Source organism: Arsenicibacter rosenii (assembly GCF_001870735.1).
Taxonomy (GTDB): domain Bacteria; phylum Bacteroidota; class Bacteroidia; order Cytophagales; family Spirosomataceae; genus Arsenicibacter; species Arsenicibacter rosenii.
The window spans coordinates 401,437-423,147 of the sequence record NZ_MORL01000002.1 but is presented as its reverse complement, the minus strand read 5'-3'; the positions used below and the strand labels follow the sequence as shown (position 1 = coordinate 423,147).

The 21,711-nt window shown below is 54.1% G+C and carries 11 protein-coding genes; 2 read left to right on the top strand and 9 right to left on the bottom strand.

Annotated features, from left to right (window positions below; translation table 11 throughout):
* Positions 1-38: 38 nt before the first annotated feature.
* A complete protein-coding gene (locus BLX24_RS05705) occupies positions 39-1,673 on the top strand; it encodes a M1 family metallopeptidase (RefSeq protein WP_071502115.1) in 1,635 nt (544 codons plus the stop codon).
* A gap of 2 nt (positions 1,674-1,675) precedes the next feature.
* Here BLX24_RS05705 and BLX24_RS05700 read toward each other — a convergent pair whose 3' ends face one another.
* The 5 genes from BLX24_RS05700 to BLX24_RS05680 form a co-directional block, all read right to left on the bottom strand.
* Positions 1,676-2,737, bottom strand: coding sequence for an OmpA family protein (locus BLX24_RS05700; RefSeq protein ID WP_071502114.1), 1,062 nt, complete (start codon positions 2,735-2,737; stop codon positions 1,676-1,678).
* A 129-nt stretch (positions 2,738-2,866) separates the two neighbouring features.
* Positions 2,867-4,489, bottom strand: a complete 1,623-nt coding sequence (locus BLX24_RS05695; protein ID WP_083421838.1) for a DUF885 family protein — start codon at positions 4,487-4,489, stop codon at positions 2,867-2,869.
* A 282-nt stretch (positions 4,490-4,771) separates the two neighbouring features.
* A complete protein-coding gene (locus BLX24_RS05690; protein ID WP_071502112.1) occupies positions 4,772-7,162 on the bottom strand; it encodes a glycoside hydrolase family 127 protein in 2,391 nt (796 codons plus the stop codon).
* Positions 7,163-7,180: 18 nt separating this feature from the next.
* Entirely contained in the window at positions 7,181-9,478 is a 2,298-nt protein-coding gene (locus tag BLX24_RS05685; protein WP_229201711.1) for a S9 family peptidase, read from the bottom strand.
* 293 nt (positions 9,479-9,771) lie between these two features.
* A complete protein-coding gene (locus tag BLX24_RS05680; protein ID WP_071502111.1) occupies positions 9,772-12,624 on the bottom strand; it encodes an ABC-2 transporter permease in 2,853 nt (950 codons plus the stop codon).
* A 363-nt stretch (positions 12,625-12,987) separates the two neighbouring features.
* On the opposite strand from BLX24_RS05680, the gene treS reads away from it, so the two are divergent.
* Positions 12,988-16,287 (top strand): maltose alpha-D-glucosyltransferase, encoded by a 3,300-nt coding sequence (gene treS / locus BLX24_RS05675; RefSeq protein WP_071502110.1) that lies wholly within the window; start codon positions 12,988-12,990, stop codon positions 16,285-16,287.
* 58 nt (positions 16,288-16,345) lie between these two features.
* On the opposite strand, the gene BLX24_RS05670 is transcribed toward treS, so the two are convergent.
* From BLX24_RS05670 to BLX24_RS05655, 4 genes are all read right to left on the bottom strand, one after another.
* Complete coding sequence (locus BLX24_RS05670) at positions 16,346-17,485, bottom strand: acyltransferase family protein (protein ID WP_071502109.1); 1,140 nt, start codon at positions 17,483-17,485, stop codon at positions 16,346-16,348.
* 223 nt (positions 17,486-17,708) lie between these two features.
* On the bottom strand, positions 17,709-18,998 hold the full coding sequence (locus BLX24_RS05665) for a nucleoside hydrolase-like domain-containing protein (protein ID WP_071502108.1): 1,290 nt from the start codon (positions 18,996-18,998) through the stop codon (positions 17,709-17,711).
* Complete coding sequence (locus BLX24_RS05660; RefSeq protein WP_071502328.1) at positions 18,995-20,647, bottom strand: glycoside hydrolase family 28 protein; 1,653 nt, start codon at positions 20,645-20,647, stop codon at positions 18,995-18,997. The genes BLX24_RS05665 and BLX24_RS05660 overlap by 4 nt, the downstream gene beginning before the upstream one ends.
* Before the next feature lie 186 nt (positions 20,648-20,833).
* A complete protein-coding gene (locus BLX24_RS05655; protein WP_071502107.1) occupies positions 20,834-21,700 on the bottom strand; it encodes a helix-turn-helix domain-containing protein in 867 nt (288 codons plus the stop codon).
* Positions 21,701-21,711: the final 11 nt, after the last annotated feature.

Genomic DNA, 21,711 nt, shown 5'->3' with positions numbered 1-21,711 from the left:
CGATTTGTTGAGTTGCTTTGCTTGATCAAAAGACACGTATGTACCGTTTTTTCCTCTTCATCACCCTCTTTCTGGCGCTGAGCGGTTCGCTTCAGGCACAACGTTACACCTTTACCCACGACGACACGCTGCGCGGCAGCATTACGCCCGAACGCGTATGGTGGGACCTGGCCTATTATCATCTACAAGTACGGATACAGCCAACCGATAGTACTATCAGCGGCAGCAATTTAATTCAGTATAAGGTTCTGAAACCGTCTCAGACGATGCAGATTGATTTGCAACGGCCGCTTCAGGTGACCAGAATCGAGCAGGATGGCGAGGAACTTTCGTTCCGGCGCGACGGCGATGCTTTTTTCGTGACCCTGAAAAAGCCGCAGCAGACCGGCAAAACCGAACAACTCACCGTGTTTTATCAGGGTAAGCCACGGGTCGCCAAACGCCCGCCCTGGGATGGCGGTTTTCAGTGGACCCATGACGCCAAAGGCCAGTGGTTTATTGCCACCTCTTGCCAGGGACTGGGTGCCAGTGCGTGGTGGCCCTGCAAAGACCACATGTACGACGAACCCGAGTCGATGCTGATCAGCGTGACGGTGCCGGAGTCGCTGATGGACGTATCAAACGGGAAACTCCAGCGGGTTATTCAGAATACCGACGGCACCCGTACGTTTGAATGGGCTGTCAGCAACCCGATTAACAACTATGGTGTAAACGTTAACGTCGGGAACTATGTATCCTGGTCGGAAGAGTACAATGGCGAAAAAGGCCCGTTGTCGCTCAGCTACTACGCCCTTGCCGGGCATGAAGCGCAGGCCCGTAAGCAGTTTCCGCAGGTAAAAGAGATGCTGAAGGCGTTTGAACACTGGTTCGGGCCGTATCCGTTTTATGAAGACGGCTACAAACTGGTCGAAGTCCCCTATCTGGGTATGGAACACCAGAGCTCGGTCACCTACGGAAACGGTTTCCGCAACGGCTACCTCGGCCGTGACCTCTCTCAGACGGGCTGGGGATTGCTGTGGGATTTTATCATTGTGCATGAATCCGGCCATGAGTGGTATGCCAACAACATTACCTACCGCGACATTGCCGATATGTGGGTACATGAAAGCTTTACCAACTACTCCGAAAACCTGTTTACCGAATACTACCACGGCAAGGATGCGGGCGCAACCTACGTGATCGGCACCCGCCGGAACATCCGGAATGACAAACCGATTATCGGGATCTATAACGTCAACCACAGCGGTTCGGGGGATATGTACTACAAGGGCGGCAACATGCTGCATACCATCCGCCAGCTGGTGAACGACGACGAAAAATGGCGCGGGATCCTACGGGGTATGAACAAAACGTTTTACCACCAGACCGTCGACGGCAAGCAGATTGAGGCGTATATGAGCCAGCAGTCGGGCATGAATCTACAGCCTGTGTTTGATCAGTACCTGCGCGACACCCGCCTCCCAACGCTCGAATACCGCATTAAGGGTAAAACGCTTGAGTACCGCTGGACCAACTGCGTGGCAGGCTTCAACATGCCGCTCGAAGTATGTCTGGACGACAACGGCCCGACCCAGCGGCTGAAACCAACCACAACGTGGCAGAAAATGGCCACTACCGGCAAAACCCTCACCGCCGACGCCGATTATTATGTGCTGGTGAAAGAGGTGAAATAAGATTACATCGCCGTCACCGTAATTTCGACGCGGCGGTTTGCGGCCCGTTCGGCCTCCGTCCCGCTTTTGATCAGCGGCCGTTTGCTGCCGTAGCCTTTAACGGTCATCTGTTCTTCGTTGATGCCTTTCCGGGCAAGGTAGTTGGCCACCACTTTGGCGCGGTTTTCGGATAAATACTGGTTCAGGCGCGGATCGCCCTCGAAGTCGGTATGCCCGGCGATCTCGACATGAATATGGGGGTATTGCTTCAGACTGGTGGCCAGCTGGTTCAGCTCGGTAAACGACGATGTTTTGAGGATGTATTCGCCTTCTTCGAACGTTACTTTCCGGAGAATGACGGTGTTGCCTAACGCAAGCGTCATCTGTGGCGCAGCCGGTGGTGGCAGTTCTGGCTGGGCCGCATTAGGTTCAGCAGGCTTTCCTTTCGGAGGTCCGGCGTTAGGTTTCTCCCGTCCGGCAATCACCGGTGTGCGGGCTACCGGCGCGGTTTTAGCGGGCGGCGGCGTATCCGGCGCAACCTCGCTGAAGAAAAAGCGGCCCGGAATAATGGAACGTGTTGAGATGAAGCCGGTTGCGGTGTACTTCGCCTTTTCCCGGAAATCCCAGTCCAGATCAGCGTATCCGTTGCCGGTCTGGTTAACATATTCGATCAGGATATCGTAGTACTTACCGGCTTCCATCCGGAAAGGGCGGCCGGTTACCTTTTGTCTTCGGTAGCGCCATTCGTCCAGTACCCGCATACCGCCAATCGTCACCCGGATACCATCGTCCACAACTGACGTAAGCCGATACGGCCCTGTAGCCGGTGCGAGTAAGAGGCCGGTCCAGCGGGCCGTAAACGGCCGGATTTTTAATCCGGGGACAGGCTTTACAAAACCATCGAACGTGAAGTTAATAACCGGATCAACGCGGGTGGCCACCTTTTCCTGAAACGCATTTCCGTTGAAATACTCCCCTTTCAGTCCGTCTCCCGAAGAGCGTAAGGGTTTGTTTCCGGAAGGGCGCTGCCCCGAAACCGGCAGGGCAACCAAAAAACAGAGCAGGGCAAATGGCAGGAATTTCATGGCGTTATCGTTTTCACTACAAACATAGTTAAAAAACGATAAACATAGTAGAGGCAAGGCATACTGTAGAGACAAGGCATGCCTTGTCTCTACAAATCATAAACCGTACATTAACCAGGTTGCCTGTCGTTACCGCGTCGGCGAAGGCACGTAAAACTTCCAGCTGGTTTTGTAATCGCGTGTGAGTTTCTGGTTAGTCATCAGTGCACGAATCAGGTCAACAGGCAGCGAGTTCTGCTGCATGATGGTATCGTGAAACTGCTTATAGGTCATTTTTCCGCTGTCGACCAGTTCCTTTTTGAGGGCGTAAAACTGGAAGCCGCCCGTCATATACGCCAGCTGGTATAAGGGTTCATACCCACCGACAAACGACCGGCGTACTTCTCCTTCAGCATTCGCCCGTTCGTGGCCTACACGGTCGACCAGAAAGTCGATGCATTGCTGCGGGGTCCATTTGCCGAGGTGGTAGTTGAGCGAAAAAATAATCCGGGCGCACCGGTGCATCCGCCAGAACAGCATCCCGATCCGGTCTTCCGGCGACTGCGGGAAGTTCATATCCCACAGAATCATTTCCCAGTACAGCGACCAGCCTTCGGTCCAGAACGGCGTCCGGAAACGGCGATAGGTCTTGTAGCGGTTGTTCATGAAGCCCTGCAGGTGGTGGCCGGCAATCAGTTCGTGGTGCACCGTCGCCCGCGAGAAGTGCGGGTTATTGCCGCGCATGCTCATCAGCTTGTCTTCGTGCGACATGCCGGCGGTCGGGTACGAAATCAGGATGGTTTCGCCACCCAGAAAAAACGGACTGAATTTCTGCCGCTCCGGCGACATCATGGCCATGCGCCACGTCTCCTCCGCAATCGGCGGGATGGTGATCAGGTCTTTTTTCTTCAGGAAATCGATGGACTCATCATACAGCCGCAGAATCAGTTCCGGCTGCTTCCCGACGGGCACAACACTGTTTTTTACCTTCTCCTGGGCTTGTTTCCAGTTATCGCCGAAGCCCATTTCACGCGAGGCTTTCAGCAACTCACGGTCGCACCAGGCAAATTCGCGGTTGGCAATATCAATCAGCTCTTCGGGCGAATAGGCGATGTACTCAAACTCCAGTTGCCGCAGCAACTCCTCGCGCCCGACAGCCACGCCGGCAATCCCGCTGCCATCGTCCTTAAACGGTGCCGCAATTTTGGCTTTCTTCGCAAAAAACGAGGCATATGACGCCAGCAGACTATCGGTTTTGTGATAAGGTGCCGGTACCCACCACGTGAATTGCGGATCGTAGGCATTATAAAACTCAAACACACTTTTGAGCGCCGACCGCAGCCCGCTAGCGGTTCCTTCGGCACGCTGGGCCAGGGCCACGTCGATTTTATCCAGCTTCTCGACCGTTTTCTTTGTTTCGGCAATGTCCTTGCTCAGTTTCGCCAGCTCCGTAGCAATCTGCTCGCCGTTGACGGAAGCACCCCGCCGGCGCGCTTTTTCGAGCGCATACACCTTATCGGCAAACGGGAACCACGGCTGAATCTGCTTCACCTCGGCCTCCTCCTGCGCCAGTTCGCGCAGCGCCACGTTCAGGTTCCGCTGAAACAGCAGGTAATCAATCTGGCTATCGACGGGCAGTTTATCGAAGTCCATTTGCCGGAGCTGTGCCAGGTATTCGGTCGTATGCCGCTGCATCCGTTCGCGCCGTTCGGGCGAGTTTTCGACGACATAAAACCGGCTCAGGCTGCCCTGATCGGCATTGTACCGGGTCATCAGGTGATGCACCTCACTGGTCTGACGATACAGCGGATTGATGGGCGCAGGTTGTGCATACACCGCAGCACCGGTCAACAACAACCACGCAGCGGGCAATATGCATTGCCCGCCCCCGCCGTAGGGGCGACCCCACGTGGTCGCCCATGTGATCGCCCTGGTGATCGCCCCCAAACGGGCAGCCGCCCTGAATAAATGTAAGATCATGTTTATGAATCCGTGAAGGTAGTGAGTACTGGTTAAGTAGCTGGTAATCTACAATTTTATCCCTGAAAAGCCGCTTCAGCGCACCATCCATTCCATGATTCCGCTGGCAAACTCCTTCGGCAGCTGCACATCGAGCCGCAACGCGCTGGTCCTGACCGGCTCGAACAGAATTTCGTTATACGCATCTTTCGCCGTCCCGTAGGGGCCTTTTGGCTGCACTTCCTTCCAGTCACCCGATTCGGTACGGTACAGCACCTTCCACGACGCCGGTACGCGGCAACCGCCCCACGGACCGTCATCGAACCAGTAGACTTTGGCCGACGAGACGGTAGCGGGCTTCTCAAATGTGTACTGCACCCACTGCAAGGTGTCTTTTTTGGGCCACCAGTGGTAATACAGGTTATCGTGGTCGTTTGAGTTTTTGGGTTCCGCCTGATCGTTGATGGCCATCAGCGTTTTTGTTACATGAGAGGCCGTAATCTTGCTGGTTGAGGCAATGGTTGGGGCGGGCAGCGGGCGGGATGCCGCTGGTTTGGTACCAAACCAGACGGCCATTTCGCCCGATCCGCGGTTGGCCCACGCAAAGTACGGAATTGCCTGAAAACGCGCATCGGCTACGGCAATGCCGTTGTCGGTCGTACGCCGCGATTGCTGCGCCTGCCCGTCGATAAGCGTTACCCCACCCAGAACATCCGGCCGGTAGCTGGCCGTCAGCGGTGTTTTCGGCGAAACAATCAGGTTCAGGACGTGGCCATCGGGGAAATCAGGCCACTCTGCACAGTACACAATCGGACCGCGTTGCAGGGCCACCTTATCGACATCGGCGGCAACCTGTGTGTTGGCTACCACCTGCCGGACCGGCATCGGCAGTTCCAGCTGAATCTGATCGCCTTTTTTCCACTCCTGCCGGATAATGGCATAGCCGTCGACCAGTTTATAGGCCACGGCTTTGCCGTTGACCAGCAGCGTAAACGGTGTTTTATCCTGATCGGCAAAGCTATACAGGTCGCCCGGCAGCGGCTGGTTCTGTGCCCAGCCCGGGATCCGGATGGCCATGTCAAAGGCTTTCCGGCTGGCCGGATTCAGCGTAAACTGCACCGAACCGCTCCAGGGATAGTCTGTTTTCTGTACTACTTCCAGCGCTGTTCCACCCAGCTTCATCTGCGCTGTGCTGTTGATAAAGAGGTTAGTATACAGCCGGTTGTCGGTCTGGGCGTACATATAGCCCGGCACCGACGGAATAAACCGGCAGACGTTGCTCGGGCAGCAGGCACACCCAAACCAGGCACTCCGCGCGTGCTGTCCCTGCGATTCGAGCGGGTTTGGGTAAAAAAACCGGTCACCACTCAGCGATACCCCCGAAATCATGCCGTTATACAGCGTCCGCTCCAGTACATCATAATATTTTGCCTGTCCGTGGAGCAGAAACAGCCGGTAATTCCAGTAAATATTCCCGATGGAAGCGCAGGTTTCGTTGTAGGCCGACATGTTCGGCAACTCATAATCAGCCCCGAAGCCTTCGTGTCCCCCTGCTGCGCCGATACCGCCGGTCAGGTAAAATTTGTCGTGGATGATGTCTTCCCAGATCCGGTCAATGGCGTTCAGATAGGCTTTGTTGTTGGTAATGGCGGCGACATCGGCCATACCCGAATACATGTACGTGGCCCGCACCGCATGCCCGACCGCCTCGGTCTGGTCGGTTACTTTTTTATGATCCTGGCTATATTCTTTCCCGCGTCCGCGCACATCCAGAAAGAACTTCGCCAGATCGAGGTACTTCTGCTGACCCGTAACGCGATACAGCTTTACGAGCGCCATCTCCACAATCTGATGCCCTGGTGCATAATCCAGCTTGCCCGGCCCGAACTCACGGCAAAGGAGATCGGCGTTTTTCGTAGCAATGTTCAGCAGCGTTTTCTTGCCCGTTGACTGGTAGTGTGCGACGGCAGCCTCAAACAGGTGACCACTGTTATACAGCTCGTGACTGAGGTCTGATTCCTTTACCCAGCGTGCCGTTCCCGCCCACGGGTGCGGGTGTGCGGGGTCAATCGTACGCGTCGTGTACAGATAGCCGTCGGGTTCCTGCGCCTTGCCGACATAGGCAATCAGCGTATCAATCCGGGCGTCGAGTTTGGGGTCAGGGAAGGTTTGCAGCGAGAAACTCGCCCCTTCAATGATCTTGTAAATGTCGGTATCGTCGAACGGATATTCGGTACAGAACTTGCCCGGCTTCAGTTTTCCCGCAACCAGAAAGTTATCGACACGGCCGGTTTTATAACACTGTTCAAGCGCAATCGGGATCGTTACCTCATGGTTCCGTTTGATGCGCGGTGCCCAGAACTGATCATTGACCTTGACCGACGTAAACGGCACCGGCCGGATCGGGTAGTCATTCCGGCTGGCTTGCCCAAACGACCAGGCCGTGCTCAGAAGCACGGATAAAGCTGTCAGAAAATGCGTTTTCATGGGTAGAAAGGGGTAGTTTTATTTCGCACTCAGTGCTTTAGCGGCCGTTTCGAGGCTGCTCCACGATGGAGGTTCGATACCCATCAGGTGGCGGACAAAGAAGTCACGCCGTTTGTGTTCGCCATAATCCCCGCCGGTGGAGTGCCCCATGTTCGGCACCATCAGGAAATCAAAATCCTTGTTGGCTTTTACAAGTGCATTGACCAGCTGCATGGTCGAGGCCGGATCAACGTTATCATCTACCTCGCCCACAAAGAGCAGGAGCTTACCCTGCAGCTTGTGCGCATTGGTCACGTTTGAACACTCATCATAGTGCGGCCCGATCGGATAGCCCATCCACTGCTCGTTCCACCAGATTTTGTCCATGCGGTTGTCGTGGCACCCGCAGGAAGAAACCGCCACTTTGTAGAATTCCGGATAAAACAGGAGCGCACCGGTCGAACTCTGCCCACCGGCCGAGGTACCATAAATGCCCACACGGCTGATGTCCATAAACGGGTATTTCTGTGCGGCCGCCTGCATCCACAGAATCCGGTCGGGAAAACCGGCGTCTTTGAGATTCTGCCAGCATACGTCGTGAAATGCTTTGGACCGGTGCGATGTGCCCATGCCGTCGAGTTGCACCACGATAAAACCCAGCTCGGCCAGCTCAAACATCGACCGGTTATTGGTCATGAACGATTTCGGGGTAAATGAGGCATGCGGCCCCGCATAAATGTTCTCAATGACGGGGTATTTTTTGGCCGGATCGAAGTTGGACGGCCGGATGATGATACCCCAGATATCGGTTTTGCCGTCGCGGGCTTTCGATACAAACACCTCGGGTTCGCGCCAGCCCAGCTTTTTCCATTCGGTAATATCGGCTTTTTCCAGCTCCATCAGTACGCTACCGTCCGCAGCGCTCCGCAGAACAGTCACGGGCGGCATATCTACGCGGGAGTACGTATCGGCAAAGGTGGTATAATCGGGCGAAAAGCTCGCGGTATGGTTGGCGTCTTCGGTTGTGAGGGCCGTCAGACCGCTGCCGTCAAAATTAACGCGGTAATACTGGAGAAAATACGGGTCCTGCCCCTCCACCCGGCCACCCGCCGCAAACAGAATCGTTTGTTTGTCTTCATCCACATGTACAACCTGCCGGACCGGCCAGTCGCCTTTGGTAATCTGCTTTTTTACCTTGCCGTTACGGCCATCAATCAGATAAAGGTGGTTCCAGCCGTCGCGCTCCGAAGCCCAGATAATTTCCTTACCGTCGGCTACGTCGTGGCGGAAATGCTTGCCACTATAATCAATAAACGTTTTGCTCTGCTCATCGATGATAGCCCGCACCCCACCGGTCGTACCGTTTACCTCAATGATGCGGAACGCCTGATGGCCGCGCTGATTATACTCAAACGTAAACGCACGGCTGTCTTTACGCCATTCCAGCCGTGAAATGTTGTATTGCTGATTAAACAGGGCATCGTCGACGGGAATATGTTTGCGTTCGTCAATCAGGAAGAGTTGTGGCCGGCGCACCGGCAGGGCATCGCCCGGCTTGAGGTACTCGCGGTTTTCGAGCTTGGGCTGTAGCTGGTCTTCGGGCGATGAACGGACAAAGTAGATCAGATGCTTCTGGTTCGGACGCACCTTATTGGTGGCCAGTTTTTTTGAGTCGGGCGACCATTGCAGGCGGCTGGAATAGTATTCGCCTTCTGAGCCGTCGAAACTCAGCTGGATTTCCTGACGCGTTTTCCGCGACCGGATATATACGTTGTAGTTCCGGATGAAGGCGACGTAGTTGCTGTCGGGCGAGGTAACGGTCTGATCGCTGAGCTCCGGCGACGAAGCCCCCCAATAGCGTTGGTTGCGGCTATCCGGTTTGTATTCGCCTTTGTTACGCAGTTCACGGCTTGCCAGTACATATTGCCAGGCGATACCATCGACAACAAATTCAATTTCCTGATCCTCTTTCTGATAGGTTAACTGATTGAATGGCAGAGCATAAGCCGTGTATTTTTTACGGGTATTATCAGAGAGTTTCTGCGCCAGGTCACTATGATCAAAAGCGGGCTGGCGGGTCTTTGTCTGTGGGTCGACGGTAATAAATTCTTTTCCCTGTTCGGTTTGGATGGTATACCAGCAGTGTTTACCGGAGGCAGACCAGTTGATGGCATTGGGCGCGTGATACACCTTATCACGCAGTTTGGTGCGCAGCATGTCTGCCCGCAGATAATCGGCCTGCTGGCCCTGGGCAAACGTCAGCGACGGAAGGGATACGAGGATAATGAGATAGCTGAAGCGGCGGTAAAACCGCTGTCGGAACATGCGCAAAATCATGTACGGGTTATGGTTAAGTGCTTATTCTGAAAAGAGCCTGTAAACGAATTTCTACACAGAACCTACAAAAAAAACAGCTATCCAAGGTAGTTAGCTGTTTCTGTCAGTCCCTTAACATCTTTTTGTATAGTTTCTCGTTTTACACAAAAGGTACATCAAACTTACTCTTTTCCCGAAAACATAGCTTTGCCTGCTTTACCGAAGATTGGTAGTATTTTACCGCTCTTTCAGATCAATATGGAAAATAGTTGTTTATATATGCTCATTTTGGCTGGAAGTAAGTCTAAATTTGCTTAGTCGACTACCAATCGCTTGAGGTTATTCCGCCGGTTGAGGTCAGGTAGTGTGCCAAGCGGATCGACGGCGATGTATTTAGCTTTAGGCTGGAGAGCTAATGTGATCGGCGGCTCATCAGGTCCGACGAATAGCTCCCTCCGGCTCAGAATACGCTTTTGTTCGTCCAACAGTGCCACCTGTATCCAATCTTCTATCCGCGCCTTTGTTTGGTTGCCAGTGCCATCATCCTGCCACTTATCCGCTATAATTTTAAACACCACACCATCAGCCTGCTGAATCATACCACCGATCTGGATATCAAACCAATTCCGTTTTGTAAAATTAACCAGTTGAGCAGTAAGTGAGTCAGGCATCCGGGCATTGAGTTGCCGTAAAAGCGCTGGTGTAGTAGCCTTTTCCGGCTTACCAGCCCCGATAGTTGTGCTGTAGAATTGTCCGATACATTCATTTAATTTTTTGTAGCCCCAGATCTGCCCCAGATCATGCAATGCTAAACTGGCTTTATGAATGTCAACATATGGTTTCTGCGCACTTTCCGCTAATGTCGGTTCATAACCTTTTTCCCGTCCGCGCCCTTTCTTATATAGCCTGAAATGTTTCGCCATCTGCACGGGTAGCTTTAGTTCACCATATCGGTTAACCAGCGCTTGTAAAGCCAGAAACTCAGCGATACCATGCTGCACAAGCCCTGTTGCAGGCTCATCAACGTTTTGGGTGCCCAGCCATTGCTCAAACACCAGCCGTGATACGAGCAGGTAAGTTTCGTCGGGACCTTCGCGCACAATGTCTGTAAACCAACCCCGCCTCTCCGACAGATTAATCTGCCCTGCTACGGATATGGCAGGATCTCCCTGAAACGGTACCTCCGCAACCGTCAGCGACGGATAGGGATATTTGCCCAACACCGCTGAACCAGATTGAAGCGCATCGGTAATGGCTTGTTTGATCAGGGGCAGGTTATACGTATGCTGCGCGTAGATCGTGACCGGAATCGTACCCTGAGCGGTCCGGATGGTGTAGTTTACTTGTTGCTGGCTAGCCGGGGGCGTCCAGTTTTGCGGGGTAAAGGCTACCGGAGGCTTTATCTCCGGTAAATGCAATATCAGTCCGTAAACAATCAGCAGCGGGATGGTTACGGCCAGCAGCGCCAGCCGGTACGGACGGTTGATCCGTTGCTGCCATTGCCGGATACGGGCCGTGGCGTGGGTTTCTATACCGCGTGGTTGCCAGCCAAGGGCCAGCAGGAACAACAAGCCGGCTACCAGCCACCACAGCAGCACATAGTAAGGCTGGATAGCGGCATACAGGCCGTAACCGGTCAGTTCGGAGTAATCCGCAGCGGCGGGCAGGAAGCTGTAGACCGGAACACCAATCCCGACCGCATCGGCCGTAACCAGCAACAGGTACACCAGTATGGACACAAACAGACCGGCATACCGGTTCGGGATCAGAGTTGTGATCAGTACTGTCAGGATAATGCGCTGCACAAATCCGCTAAACCCATCCAGCAGCAAATCACGGGTATAAAGCGCTCCGTTTATGTCTGACGCCAGCCCGTTTGCCAGCTGAACGCCTATACCGGCCAGTCCCAGGCCCAGCGACAAACCCAGCGCCAGCACCACCATCGTCAATACTTTTGCCGACAGCGTTACCCAGGCCGGAAACGGCAATGTATCGTAAATAAGCTGAAACCGCGTTGTCTGCTCGCGATAGCTCAGCTCACCGGTCAGAATGATGAGGAGGAGCGACAAGGCAATCCCAATCGGATGACGAAGTGCCGTGATCTGACTCGTCAGGGGTAATAAAAACTGATCAGCGCCCTCTGTACGGTACAGATAGGCATAGGCAACGGTCAGCAGCATAACTGCCAACAGACTGAGTACTGCTACGGGCTGACGGAACAGCATCCTGAACTCCAGCCATGTCAGCCAGGCAGCCTGTTTCAGACGGGCGGCAGTTGTAAAAAGCGGCATCATCACCGGCAGACCGGTTGTTTGCGGAATAAAATTCTCAATGACTTTAGGCGATTGCCGGCGGGACTGTGGTTGTTCCACAAAATCCTGAAATGAAAACTGAGCATCCGCCTTGACGAGCAGCCCGAGAGCCGCCCCCAGCCACAGCAACCGGTTAATGATGAAAAAATCGGCAAATGGCAGGTAACCGGTATTTTGCTCAGCTGTCGACAGACCATCTACGGTGTCCTTTGTAATACCGAAGCAAAACGGATCGAGCATCAGCAGGTCACTTTCGAAAGCTGCCTCCCGGTTCGATTCCATCAGCAGGAAATATACCATGAACAGCAGCATGGTCAGGTACGCCCCCAACATCCGGCGGGTAAATACCGTCAGGGCAAAAGCCATGCTTGTTACCAGCAGAATGTTCTGCGGTACCACCCGGACAAACGCATCGATTAACGGACCGATGTAGAACGGACCGGTCTGGTCCGGAAAAAACAATGGCAGCACCAGCACGCCAACCGGATAGAACAGGGACAGTAAAAGCACGGTGATGTATGTTCCCAGAAACTTACCGATCAGGTAGGTATGGTTCGACATGGGCAAACTATACATATAACCTGTTACCTTGTGGTCAAGGTCTTTGGTAATCGACTGACCCGCCAATATCGACGCCATGACGGCAATAGCCATGCCGAACGAGGCCATCACCAGATACATATTCGCCGGTGAGTTGACGAACGTTTTGTCATTGGCGTAATAGTCAAACAACCGCTGACTGTACCAGACTGCCTGCCCGGCAATGAGCAGGGCAAACACATAGGTAACCGGCCGGCGGAGGTGGTAGTTAATTTCGAAGCGGATGAGATGGTAAAGTGGTGTAAGTGACTGCATACAGACAAGTCAAGTAGTGACGGCGTAAATGAACTGTGATAAAAAACGTTAGACGGTTTACGCTGTTGTTAATAACGGCAGGAAGTATGCTTTTCCCATGAAAATACAAAACCCTTGCATTTGTTATCATTTCTTTACCCTCTTTTTTGTCATGCTGACGCAGGAAGCATCTCACCGCTAAGGGCTTCAGCAAGGCCCAGGATGCTTCGCAGGCTCAGCATGACAAAACAGTGGTCAGTACTATTAATGGAGCGGGCTTTACACATTCATCCAGCGTACATTACCTAAAAATTCCGGGCCATTTTGTCGTTCAGGGCGTTGTATAACTAATCGTATATCAACGTTCATGAACAACAACTGGCTATGCATCCACAAAATATAACCCTCGACGATAAACTGCACTGGTATAAGGACGCCATCATTTACGAACTCCACATTAAGGCGTTCAGCGACGGCAACGGTGATGGAATCGGTGATTTTCAGGGACTTATCCAAAAACTAGACTACTTACAGGAACTCGGCGTTACGACCGTCTGGGTACTGCCGTTTTACCCCTCACCGCTCCGCGACGATGGCTACGACATTGCTGATTACTACAGCATCAACCCGTCGTACGGCGATCTCGATCAGTTCCGGCAGTTTCTGGATGAGGCTCACAAACGCAACCTGAAAGTTATTACCGAGCTGGTCATTAACCATACCTCTGATCAGCATCCATGGTTTCAGCGGGCCCGCAAAGCGCCCAAAGGATCGCCGGAACGGGATTATTATGTCTGGACCGACGACCCGACGCAGTACAAGGATGTGCGGATTATTTTTCAGGATTTCGAAGCCAGCAACTGGACATGGGACCCTGTAGCCGGCCAATACTACTGGCACCGGTTTTTCCACCACCAGCCCGACCTCAACTACGACAGTCCGCTGGTGCAGGCCGAAATCTTTACGATCATCGACTACTGGTGCGAAATGGGCGTCGACGGCTTCCGGCTCGATGCCATTCCCTATCTCTTTGAGCGGGAAGGTACCAACGGCGAAAACCTGCCCGAAACCCACGAATACCTTAAAAAGCTCCGGAAACACGTCGACGAGAAGTACCCCGGCACGGTCTTTCTGGCCGAAGCCAACATGTGGCCGGAAGAATCGGCGTCGTATTTCGGCAACGGCGATGAGTGCCATATGAACTATCATTTTCCGGTCATGCCGCGCATGTTTATGGCCGTGCAGATGGAAGACCGCTACCCGATTACCGATATTTTCGACCAGACGCCGGCTATTCCGGAGACGTGTCAGTGGGCCATTTTCCTGCGTAACCACGACGAACTGACGCTCGAAATGGTGACCGACGAAGAGCGGGATTACATGTATAAAACCTACGCCAAAAATCCGAAAGCACGCATTAACCTCGGTATCCGCCACCGGCTTGCCCCACTGATGGACAACGACCGCCGGAAAATTGAGCTGCTCAACAGCCTGCTGTTTTCGCTCCGTGGCACACCGGTGATTTACTACGGCGACGAAATCGGGATGGGGGATAACTTTTACCTCGGCGACCGCGACGGTGTACGCACACCGATGCAATGGTCGCCCGACCGGAACGCCGGTTTTTCGGCCACCAACCCGCAGAAGCTATACCTGCCCGTGATTCTGGACCCGGCGTATCACTATGAGTCGGTCAACGTGGAAACGCAGCGGCAGAATACCTCGTCGTTGCTGTGGTTTACCAAACGGATGATTAACATGCGGAAGCGCTTCAAAGCCTTCGGGCGGGGAGACCTGACGTTTTTGCCGGTCGAGAATCCGAAAATTCTGGCCTATACCCGGCAGTATGAAGACGAAACGATTCTGATCGTGGTGAACCTGTCGAAGTACTCGCAACCGGCCGAAATTGATCTGTCACGCTTTGCGGGCTACCGGCCGGTTGAGGTATTCAGCAAAAACCGGTTCCCCGAAGTGCGCGACGGCGTTCCGTATTTCTTTACCATGGCGCCGTATGAGTACGAGTGGTTTGTGCTGGAGCCGGTCAATACGGCCATCCGCCAGTCCGACGAATGGCCGTCGCTCACACTCAACCGCTGGGAAGACCTGCTGTCGAGCTTCGGCAGTGATCTCGAACAAACGTTGCTGCCAGCCTATTTTGCCCGCATGAACTGGTTCAGCGGCAGAGACCGGAGTCTGCATAGCCTGAGTATCAGCCGGCAGGCAACGGTCCAAACCGGCGATGGTTCCGTCGTTTTCCTGCTTGTGGAGGCGACGTACAAAAGCGGTCTGCCGGAGACGTATTTTCTGCCGCTGGGTTTCGGCGCCGGAAAACTGGCCGAAACCTGTCCGGATTCCGTCATTGCCCGCCTGCGGATCGGCGATACCGAAGGCGTCTTGTGTGACGCCCTGTTCACATCCGAATTGCAGCAGACCCTGCTGACCCATATGGCTCAAAACCAGCGGATCGGCGCATCGGCCGGTAGCCGGTTACTATTTCAGGGCAAAGAGGCGCTGGCCAACCGTTGTAGCGATGAGCAACTCAAGGTAAAGGTACATACCTCGGTAGACGGCTACACCGGCCTGGCCTATGACAACTGTTACTTCCTGAAGCTCTACCGCAAGGTCGATCCGGCCATTAACCCTGATCTGGAAATCACCCGCTACCTGACCGATGAAGCGCACTATGCGCACATTCCGGCCTATCGGGGTGCTATTGAATGGCAGCAGGACAAGGATACGATTGTGCTGGGCATGATGCAGGACCTGATCGAAAACCACGGCGATGGCCGGACGTTTATGCAGGAGCGCATCAACAATTACATCGAGCGGATTCTGGCCCGCAACCGCGCCGACCTGCCGACGAAACTGGCCGGTACGCTGGCTAATCCGCTGGCGTTCGACGACCTGCCGGAAGATCTGAAGGTATTACTGGGGAACACGGCTGCGGAAGAAGCCCGCCTGATGGGCGTCCGGACAGCACAGCTACACATGGCCCTGGCCGACAGTCAGCTACCGGATTTCCGCCCTGAGTCGTTTTCCCTGCATTACCAGCGCTCGCTTTTTGCCGGTATGCAGTCATTGGTTCGCGAAGGGTATCAGCAGATTGAACGCCACCTGCACAGCCTGCCTGAATCGGCACGAAAAGAAGTCGACAACATTGTCGGCCACAAGGAGGCGGTGCTGGATGTGCTGAAACGGATTTATACCCACAAGCTGGAGGCCACTAAAATCCGGATTCACGGCAATTACCACCTCGGGCAGATTCTGCTCACGGGCAAAGACCTCGCCATCGAGGATTTTGTGGGCGACCCGACCCGCAGTTACAGCGAGCGCCGGCTCAAGCGGTCGCCGCTGCGCGATGTGGCGTCGATGATCCGGTCGTTTTACTACATCGCCTATGAGGGCATTCAGGCCACGCGGCAGGTACAGGAAGCCGACATTACGGGGCTCCTTCCGTTTGCGCGGTTATGGGCGAAAGGCATGAGCGGCTTTTTCCTGCGGGCCTATCTGGATACGGTCGCGGGCTGTTCGTTTATACCTGCCGACGAAGCCGACCGGACCATGATGCTAGAAACCTACCTGCTGGAGCGTGCCCTGGCCGACCTCAACCGTGAACTGACCGACCGCCCCGAATTCGTAACCGTCCCTGCCCGGATTATTCACCGTTTGGTAGTGGAGCGGTAAATGTACTGTCTGCGGATTAGCCCGGGATCAGGTCCGGCTAATCCGCAGACAATACACGTTATCGGTGGGTCCGTAACAGGAGTTTTGTCAGAAACCGGCGTACCGGCTCATCGTAAGCTTTCAGGGATACATACGCCAATACGATGGATCCGGCAACCAGGGCGATAGCCCCGGGCAACGATTGGACAAACGTGAGGTTCTCGTTTTTTACCCATGCAAAATACAGATAAATAAACGGGTAATGGACCATATACAGCGGGTAAGAAAGATCACCCAGAAACGTGCAAAGCCGCTTAACAACAGGACTGGTCACCGATTCTGACGCACCAAAATAAACCAGCAACGGAAAGGCTATAACCACACAGCTGGCATCATAGACCCCATTCATCCATAGCTGTTCGCTGCCGCCGATGCGCGGTATCGCTGACAGGACGATAATCGATAGACTGCCGATCCAGAACATTCCGTTTATTTTTCGGGGCTTAAACACACGGGACAGCAGCAAACCCGCCGAAAACGAGAATAATAACCGCAGCGAACCGCCAATCATGTTTTCGTCTGTCAACGCAAATCCGACGCATATATCGCCGAGCGGCCCCCGGATCGCAAAGGTGGCCAGCCCGCAACCGGCCAGTAAAACGAGTACCCAAAGTGCCGTATCCGACAGCTTGCGGAGAATCAGCGCATACAGGATATTGCCGATGTACTCAAACAGTAAAGACCAGCTCGGCCCGTTTAACGGGAACATTTCGCCAACGCCGCGGATTTCGAAACCGGGCGTGGCCGGAATCAGAAAGGCATTGAGCAGCGTTGCTGCCAGTAGCATCGGTACCGTTACCTTTGATACGTCCCAGGCCGCGCAGCCTTGCGTATAGAACATCATCGCTCCGATAACCGCCCCCAGCACCACCATGGGATGCAGCCGGATAAACCGGCGTTTGAGAAACGCCCCGACCGTCATGGTTGCCCAACGGTCGTCATAGGCATAGCCTACCACAAAACCGGACAGGATAAAGAAGAAATCGACCGCCAGATACCCATGGTTGATTCCCTGATCAATATGACTGGTTGCAAATGCCTCAAAGAGGTGAAAACAGACTACCGTGATAGCAGCCACGCCCCGTAATCCGTCCAGAATATGGTAATGCGGTTTGGTGTCTGCAAAGGCAGCAGACGTTTCGTTTTTTGATATTGGCATACATGTATTGGCTCAGGGAAGTGTTCATTATGCCGTAGACATGCAGAACCAATCGTGCGAATTTACAGCAGAACGCGCCGGCTTCCCAAACGCGGTTACCCGGGAAAGAGGTATTTCATCCTAACCTCCTCCTGTACCGACGTTCGCTGAGTCATTTCATGACCCTGAACCGGCACAATGGGCTGCGGCCCCATGCTAATGGCGCATTGGCCAATAGCTTCTCCTACCGCAGCCACGCCCACCGTTTGGCCCAGTCGAGCAGGATGGCGGTGCGCCAGACGGAGACAGTTTTGCCGCCCTGCTGAATGCCTTCGAACAGTTGCGCGTCGGGCCGGTCGGTAAACCAGTTACGGCCTAACCGGTAGTCATCGGGGGTAGTTTTGCCCGGCCAGCCGTTCCGGACCACAAACCGGCCCTGCTGTTCGGCGAAACCGGCGATGTTGGCGGTGATCGTATACGTCAGCGTTTCGGCTTGCTTGGGCGAATACCGGACCGCGTAGTTCCCGTCGCCCAGGTAATAGCCCGGCCACGTCTGCTGCCCGATCTTTGCCTTAACCGCCATCGTAAAACACGCTGAATCCGGCGGCAGATTAATAACCGGCCCCTTGAACCGGAACTCTGCCACCGAATATACCGTCACGGTGTCGCTCAGGGTGGTGTTGCGCGTAAAGACAAACCGGGGGCTATGGGTAAACCGCGTGAAACTGCCGCCCCAGCTTGCTTTGAGCGGATTGGCAGGGTCGCCGTCCATCATGTACAGCAGCGAGGGCGTATCGCCCATTTTCACACTGCCCTTGTAGTAGTTTTTGAAATCATCGCCCAGGTGGCCGGCACCGCGGATGTAGCGGTCGTAATAGCGATCGTTCCGGAGACTGTCCGGGGCGGCCGTATCGGTAAACAAGCCATAATACGAGCCGTTATCTTCGATCAGCCACAGGTCCGGAAAATGTCCGGCGATGTAGGCATAACCGTTAGCTCCCCATTTTTTATTGGGGCCACCAATCCAGTATACCCTGATTTTCTCCTGAATATCCGGGGCGTCGTGCAGGGCCTGCGCTACGTCGTCGAGGCCGCCCCAGACCAGTATCCAAAGCGGTTGCGGGGAGGGCTTGCGGGCGCATTTGATGATCCAGTCGGAGCCTTCGGTAGCGGCGGCATAGCCCTTGAACGGCAGTAGTCCGTGCCGCCCCTGCTTGCAGATGGCCCGCAGGGCATCCGGCGACGGATAGCCTTTGGCCTGTTTCTCCAGCTTTGGCAAATCCTGCTCATACAGACTGATCATGTCGAGTAAATGCTGTTTCGTGCCGTTGCCGTACGAAGGCGACGAAATCAGCCCCTCGGTAGTAAACAGGTTACTGTACATCAGAAAATGGGCCATCGACTGGTTATCGTCGGGATCGGTGCCCCCGATGTCAGTACTGATCAGTATGCGCGGTTTTACCGGTACGGGGTGCTGTGCCCGAAGCAGGACGGGGGCAACAACCAGCCAGCAAATTACCCGAAAGTGCCTCATTTCAGCGCGGTTTTCAGGCTTTGTTCCGAAGCTCCCTGGCCAAATTCGGCCTTCTTCTGCGCTTTTGTCAGATCGGTGCGGGTCACGCTGATTTGCTGACTCCGTTCACCGTTGATCGAAAACAACAAGCTTGCGTTCGGGTCGTAGGTAATCCCATCGAAGGTCAGTTGCTGCCCGTTTTCGACCAGAATCACCGGCTTTGTTTCTTTTGTTACAAACTGTGCCTGTCTGATCTGAATACCGCTGGCATCAATCAGTTCAACGCCTTTGTCGGCCTGCAGAAACAGCTTTTCCATCACGATGTTTTTGACCGGCATTTCGGGCAGCCCACGCACAAAAACGCCTTTTGTTGCCCTGTGACAAACAATATTCTCAAAATGCATGTCGCGGAAGACCGGCGTTCCTTCGTTAACCACCGGCCGCATGTCGCGCTCACCGTCGGTCGCAAACTTGACGAAGTAGTACATGTCGAAGAAAATGGCTTCCTGCGCGATGTCCTTCATAAAAATATCTTTGGCATAAATGTGCTCCACCACCCCGCCACGGCCCCGCACCGACTTAAAGCGGAGGCCTTTATCGGTACCGATGAAGGTGCAGTTGTAGACAAAGATATTACGCGCACCGCCGCTCATTTCGCTGCCGACCACAAACCCACCGTGGCCGTTGTACACCGTATTGTTGCGGATCACGCCGTTTTCAGTCGGCATTCCCCGCTTACGGCCCTCTTCGTCCTTACCCGACTTGATGCAGATCGCATCATCGCCCACGTCGAGCGTACAGCCTTCGATCAGGAAGTTTTTGCAGGATTCAATGTCCATCCCGTCGCCGTTATGGGCGTATTCCGGATTTTTGGTCGTCACGTTCCGGATGGTCAGGTTCTGGCACATGAGCGGGTGCAGACACCAGGCCGCTGAATTCTGGAACGTTATACCTTCCAGCAGCACGTTTTTACAGTTGGTAAACACCACCAGATTCGGCCGCAGCATATCCTTCATATCGGCAAAATCCTGCGGGGTCTTGCCATCGGTAAGCAGCATGCTGCGGTTACCGACGCTCGCCCGTTTAAACTGCTCACTCGGATACCACGTCTTACCGTCGTCTTTCAACACGCCGCCCGACTCTACTTTCTCTTTCCACTGGCTTTCGGTCAGCTGATTTTTGTTAACTGCCCGCCAGACATCGCCGTTGCCATCTACAATGCCCTGGCCGGTGATGGCCACATTTTCGAGGTTACTCCCCGATACCGGCGACTGATTCCGCGCGGCCCGTTTGCCTTCGTAGGTGCCTTCAACGAGTGCATACTGACTTTTATCGGTCGTAAACAGCAGGGTTGCGGCCTTTTTCAGATGCAGGTTTACGTTGCTTTTCAGCTCAACCGGCCCCGTCAGCCACAAACCGGCGGGCACCAGTACCACGCCCCCTCCCTTCTGACTACAGGCCAGAATGGCGGCGTTAATGGCTTTTGTATTCAGCGTATACCCATCCGGTTTCGCACCGTAGGCCGTGATTGTCAGCGTGTCTTTCTGGAAAACGGGCTGCGTGATTTTCGGCAGGTTTTTCCAGTTGTAGGGAGTCGGGTTTTGTGCATGTACAGACTGACCGGCAAACAGGGTAAGGGTCAATCCAAGGCTAGTCAAATAATTATTCATGGAATAGTTCATCGCTTATCTGTCAGTCAATCTTCTCCCCCGCCTACCGCAAGGAAACAGGCTCATTTTGTAAAAAATAGTTTTGCCAAACGGGATACCTTCGCAACGGAATATCATTCCGTTCTACATATCCAGCATCAAGCATCCAGTATCCAGCATCCAGTATCCAGCATCCAGTATCCAGTATCAAGCATCAAGCCTTCCCGTCTTCAGGTACTGCCCGGGCGTTTTGCCGGTGATGGCCTTAAACTGGCGGTTGAAGTTAGAAAGGTTTGTAAAACCGCAGGCAAAGGCAATCTGGCTGATCGACTGCTCCGACTGCAACAGCAGCCGGCACGCGTGTTCGACCCTGATTTCGTTCAGGAGCTGTGAGAATGTCTTCCGGGTATGAATTTTAAAGAACCGGCAAAAGGCCGTCGGTGTCAGATTGGCTACATCGGCCACATCTTCCAGCGTAATGGGTGAGGCATAGTGCAGCAACAGGTAATTAAACACCTGATCGAGTCGCTGGTGATCGTCGGGGCGGCGGGGCTGTTCATAAGCACTGGTCGACAGCACTTCCCGGGCCGGATGATTCGCCAGTTCATCCATGGCCCGCATGAGCGTTACCAGTTGCTCAAACGGCCGCTGATGAGGCAGCGATTCGAGCATGTCGGTCAGGGCTGTCGGCTCCTGGCACCGGAGTCGTACGCCATGCCGGGCATCATTCAGCAACTGCATCAGATGAGCGGTTTCAGGCAGGCCAAAGAGCCGCACCTGATCAGGCATAAAGAAGATGCTGTAGGATACCGAACGCAATGCCGTTTGAGTATCGTAATATTCGGGATCGCTACGGAAAACATGCGGCAGGTTTGCTCCCAGCAGCAGTACATCGTAGGGCCGGAAACGATCAATTTTATCCCCGATGATCTGCGACCCTTCGCCTTCGCGGATCAGGGTAAGCTGAATTTCGGGATGAAAGTGTAAACGCCCGTAGAAATGTGCCTCTACGTCCTCCTGAACACGGAACGACCGGTCATCGACCGCCGGTACCCGAAACAAAAGAGCCTTCATTGATACTTGTT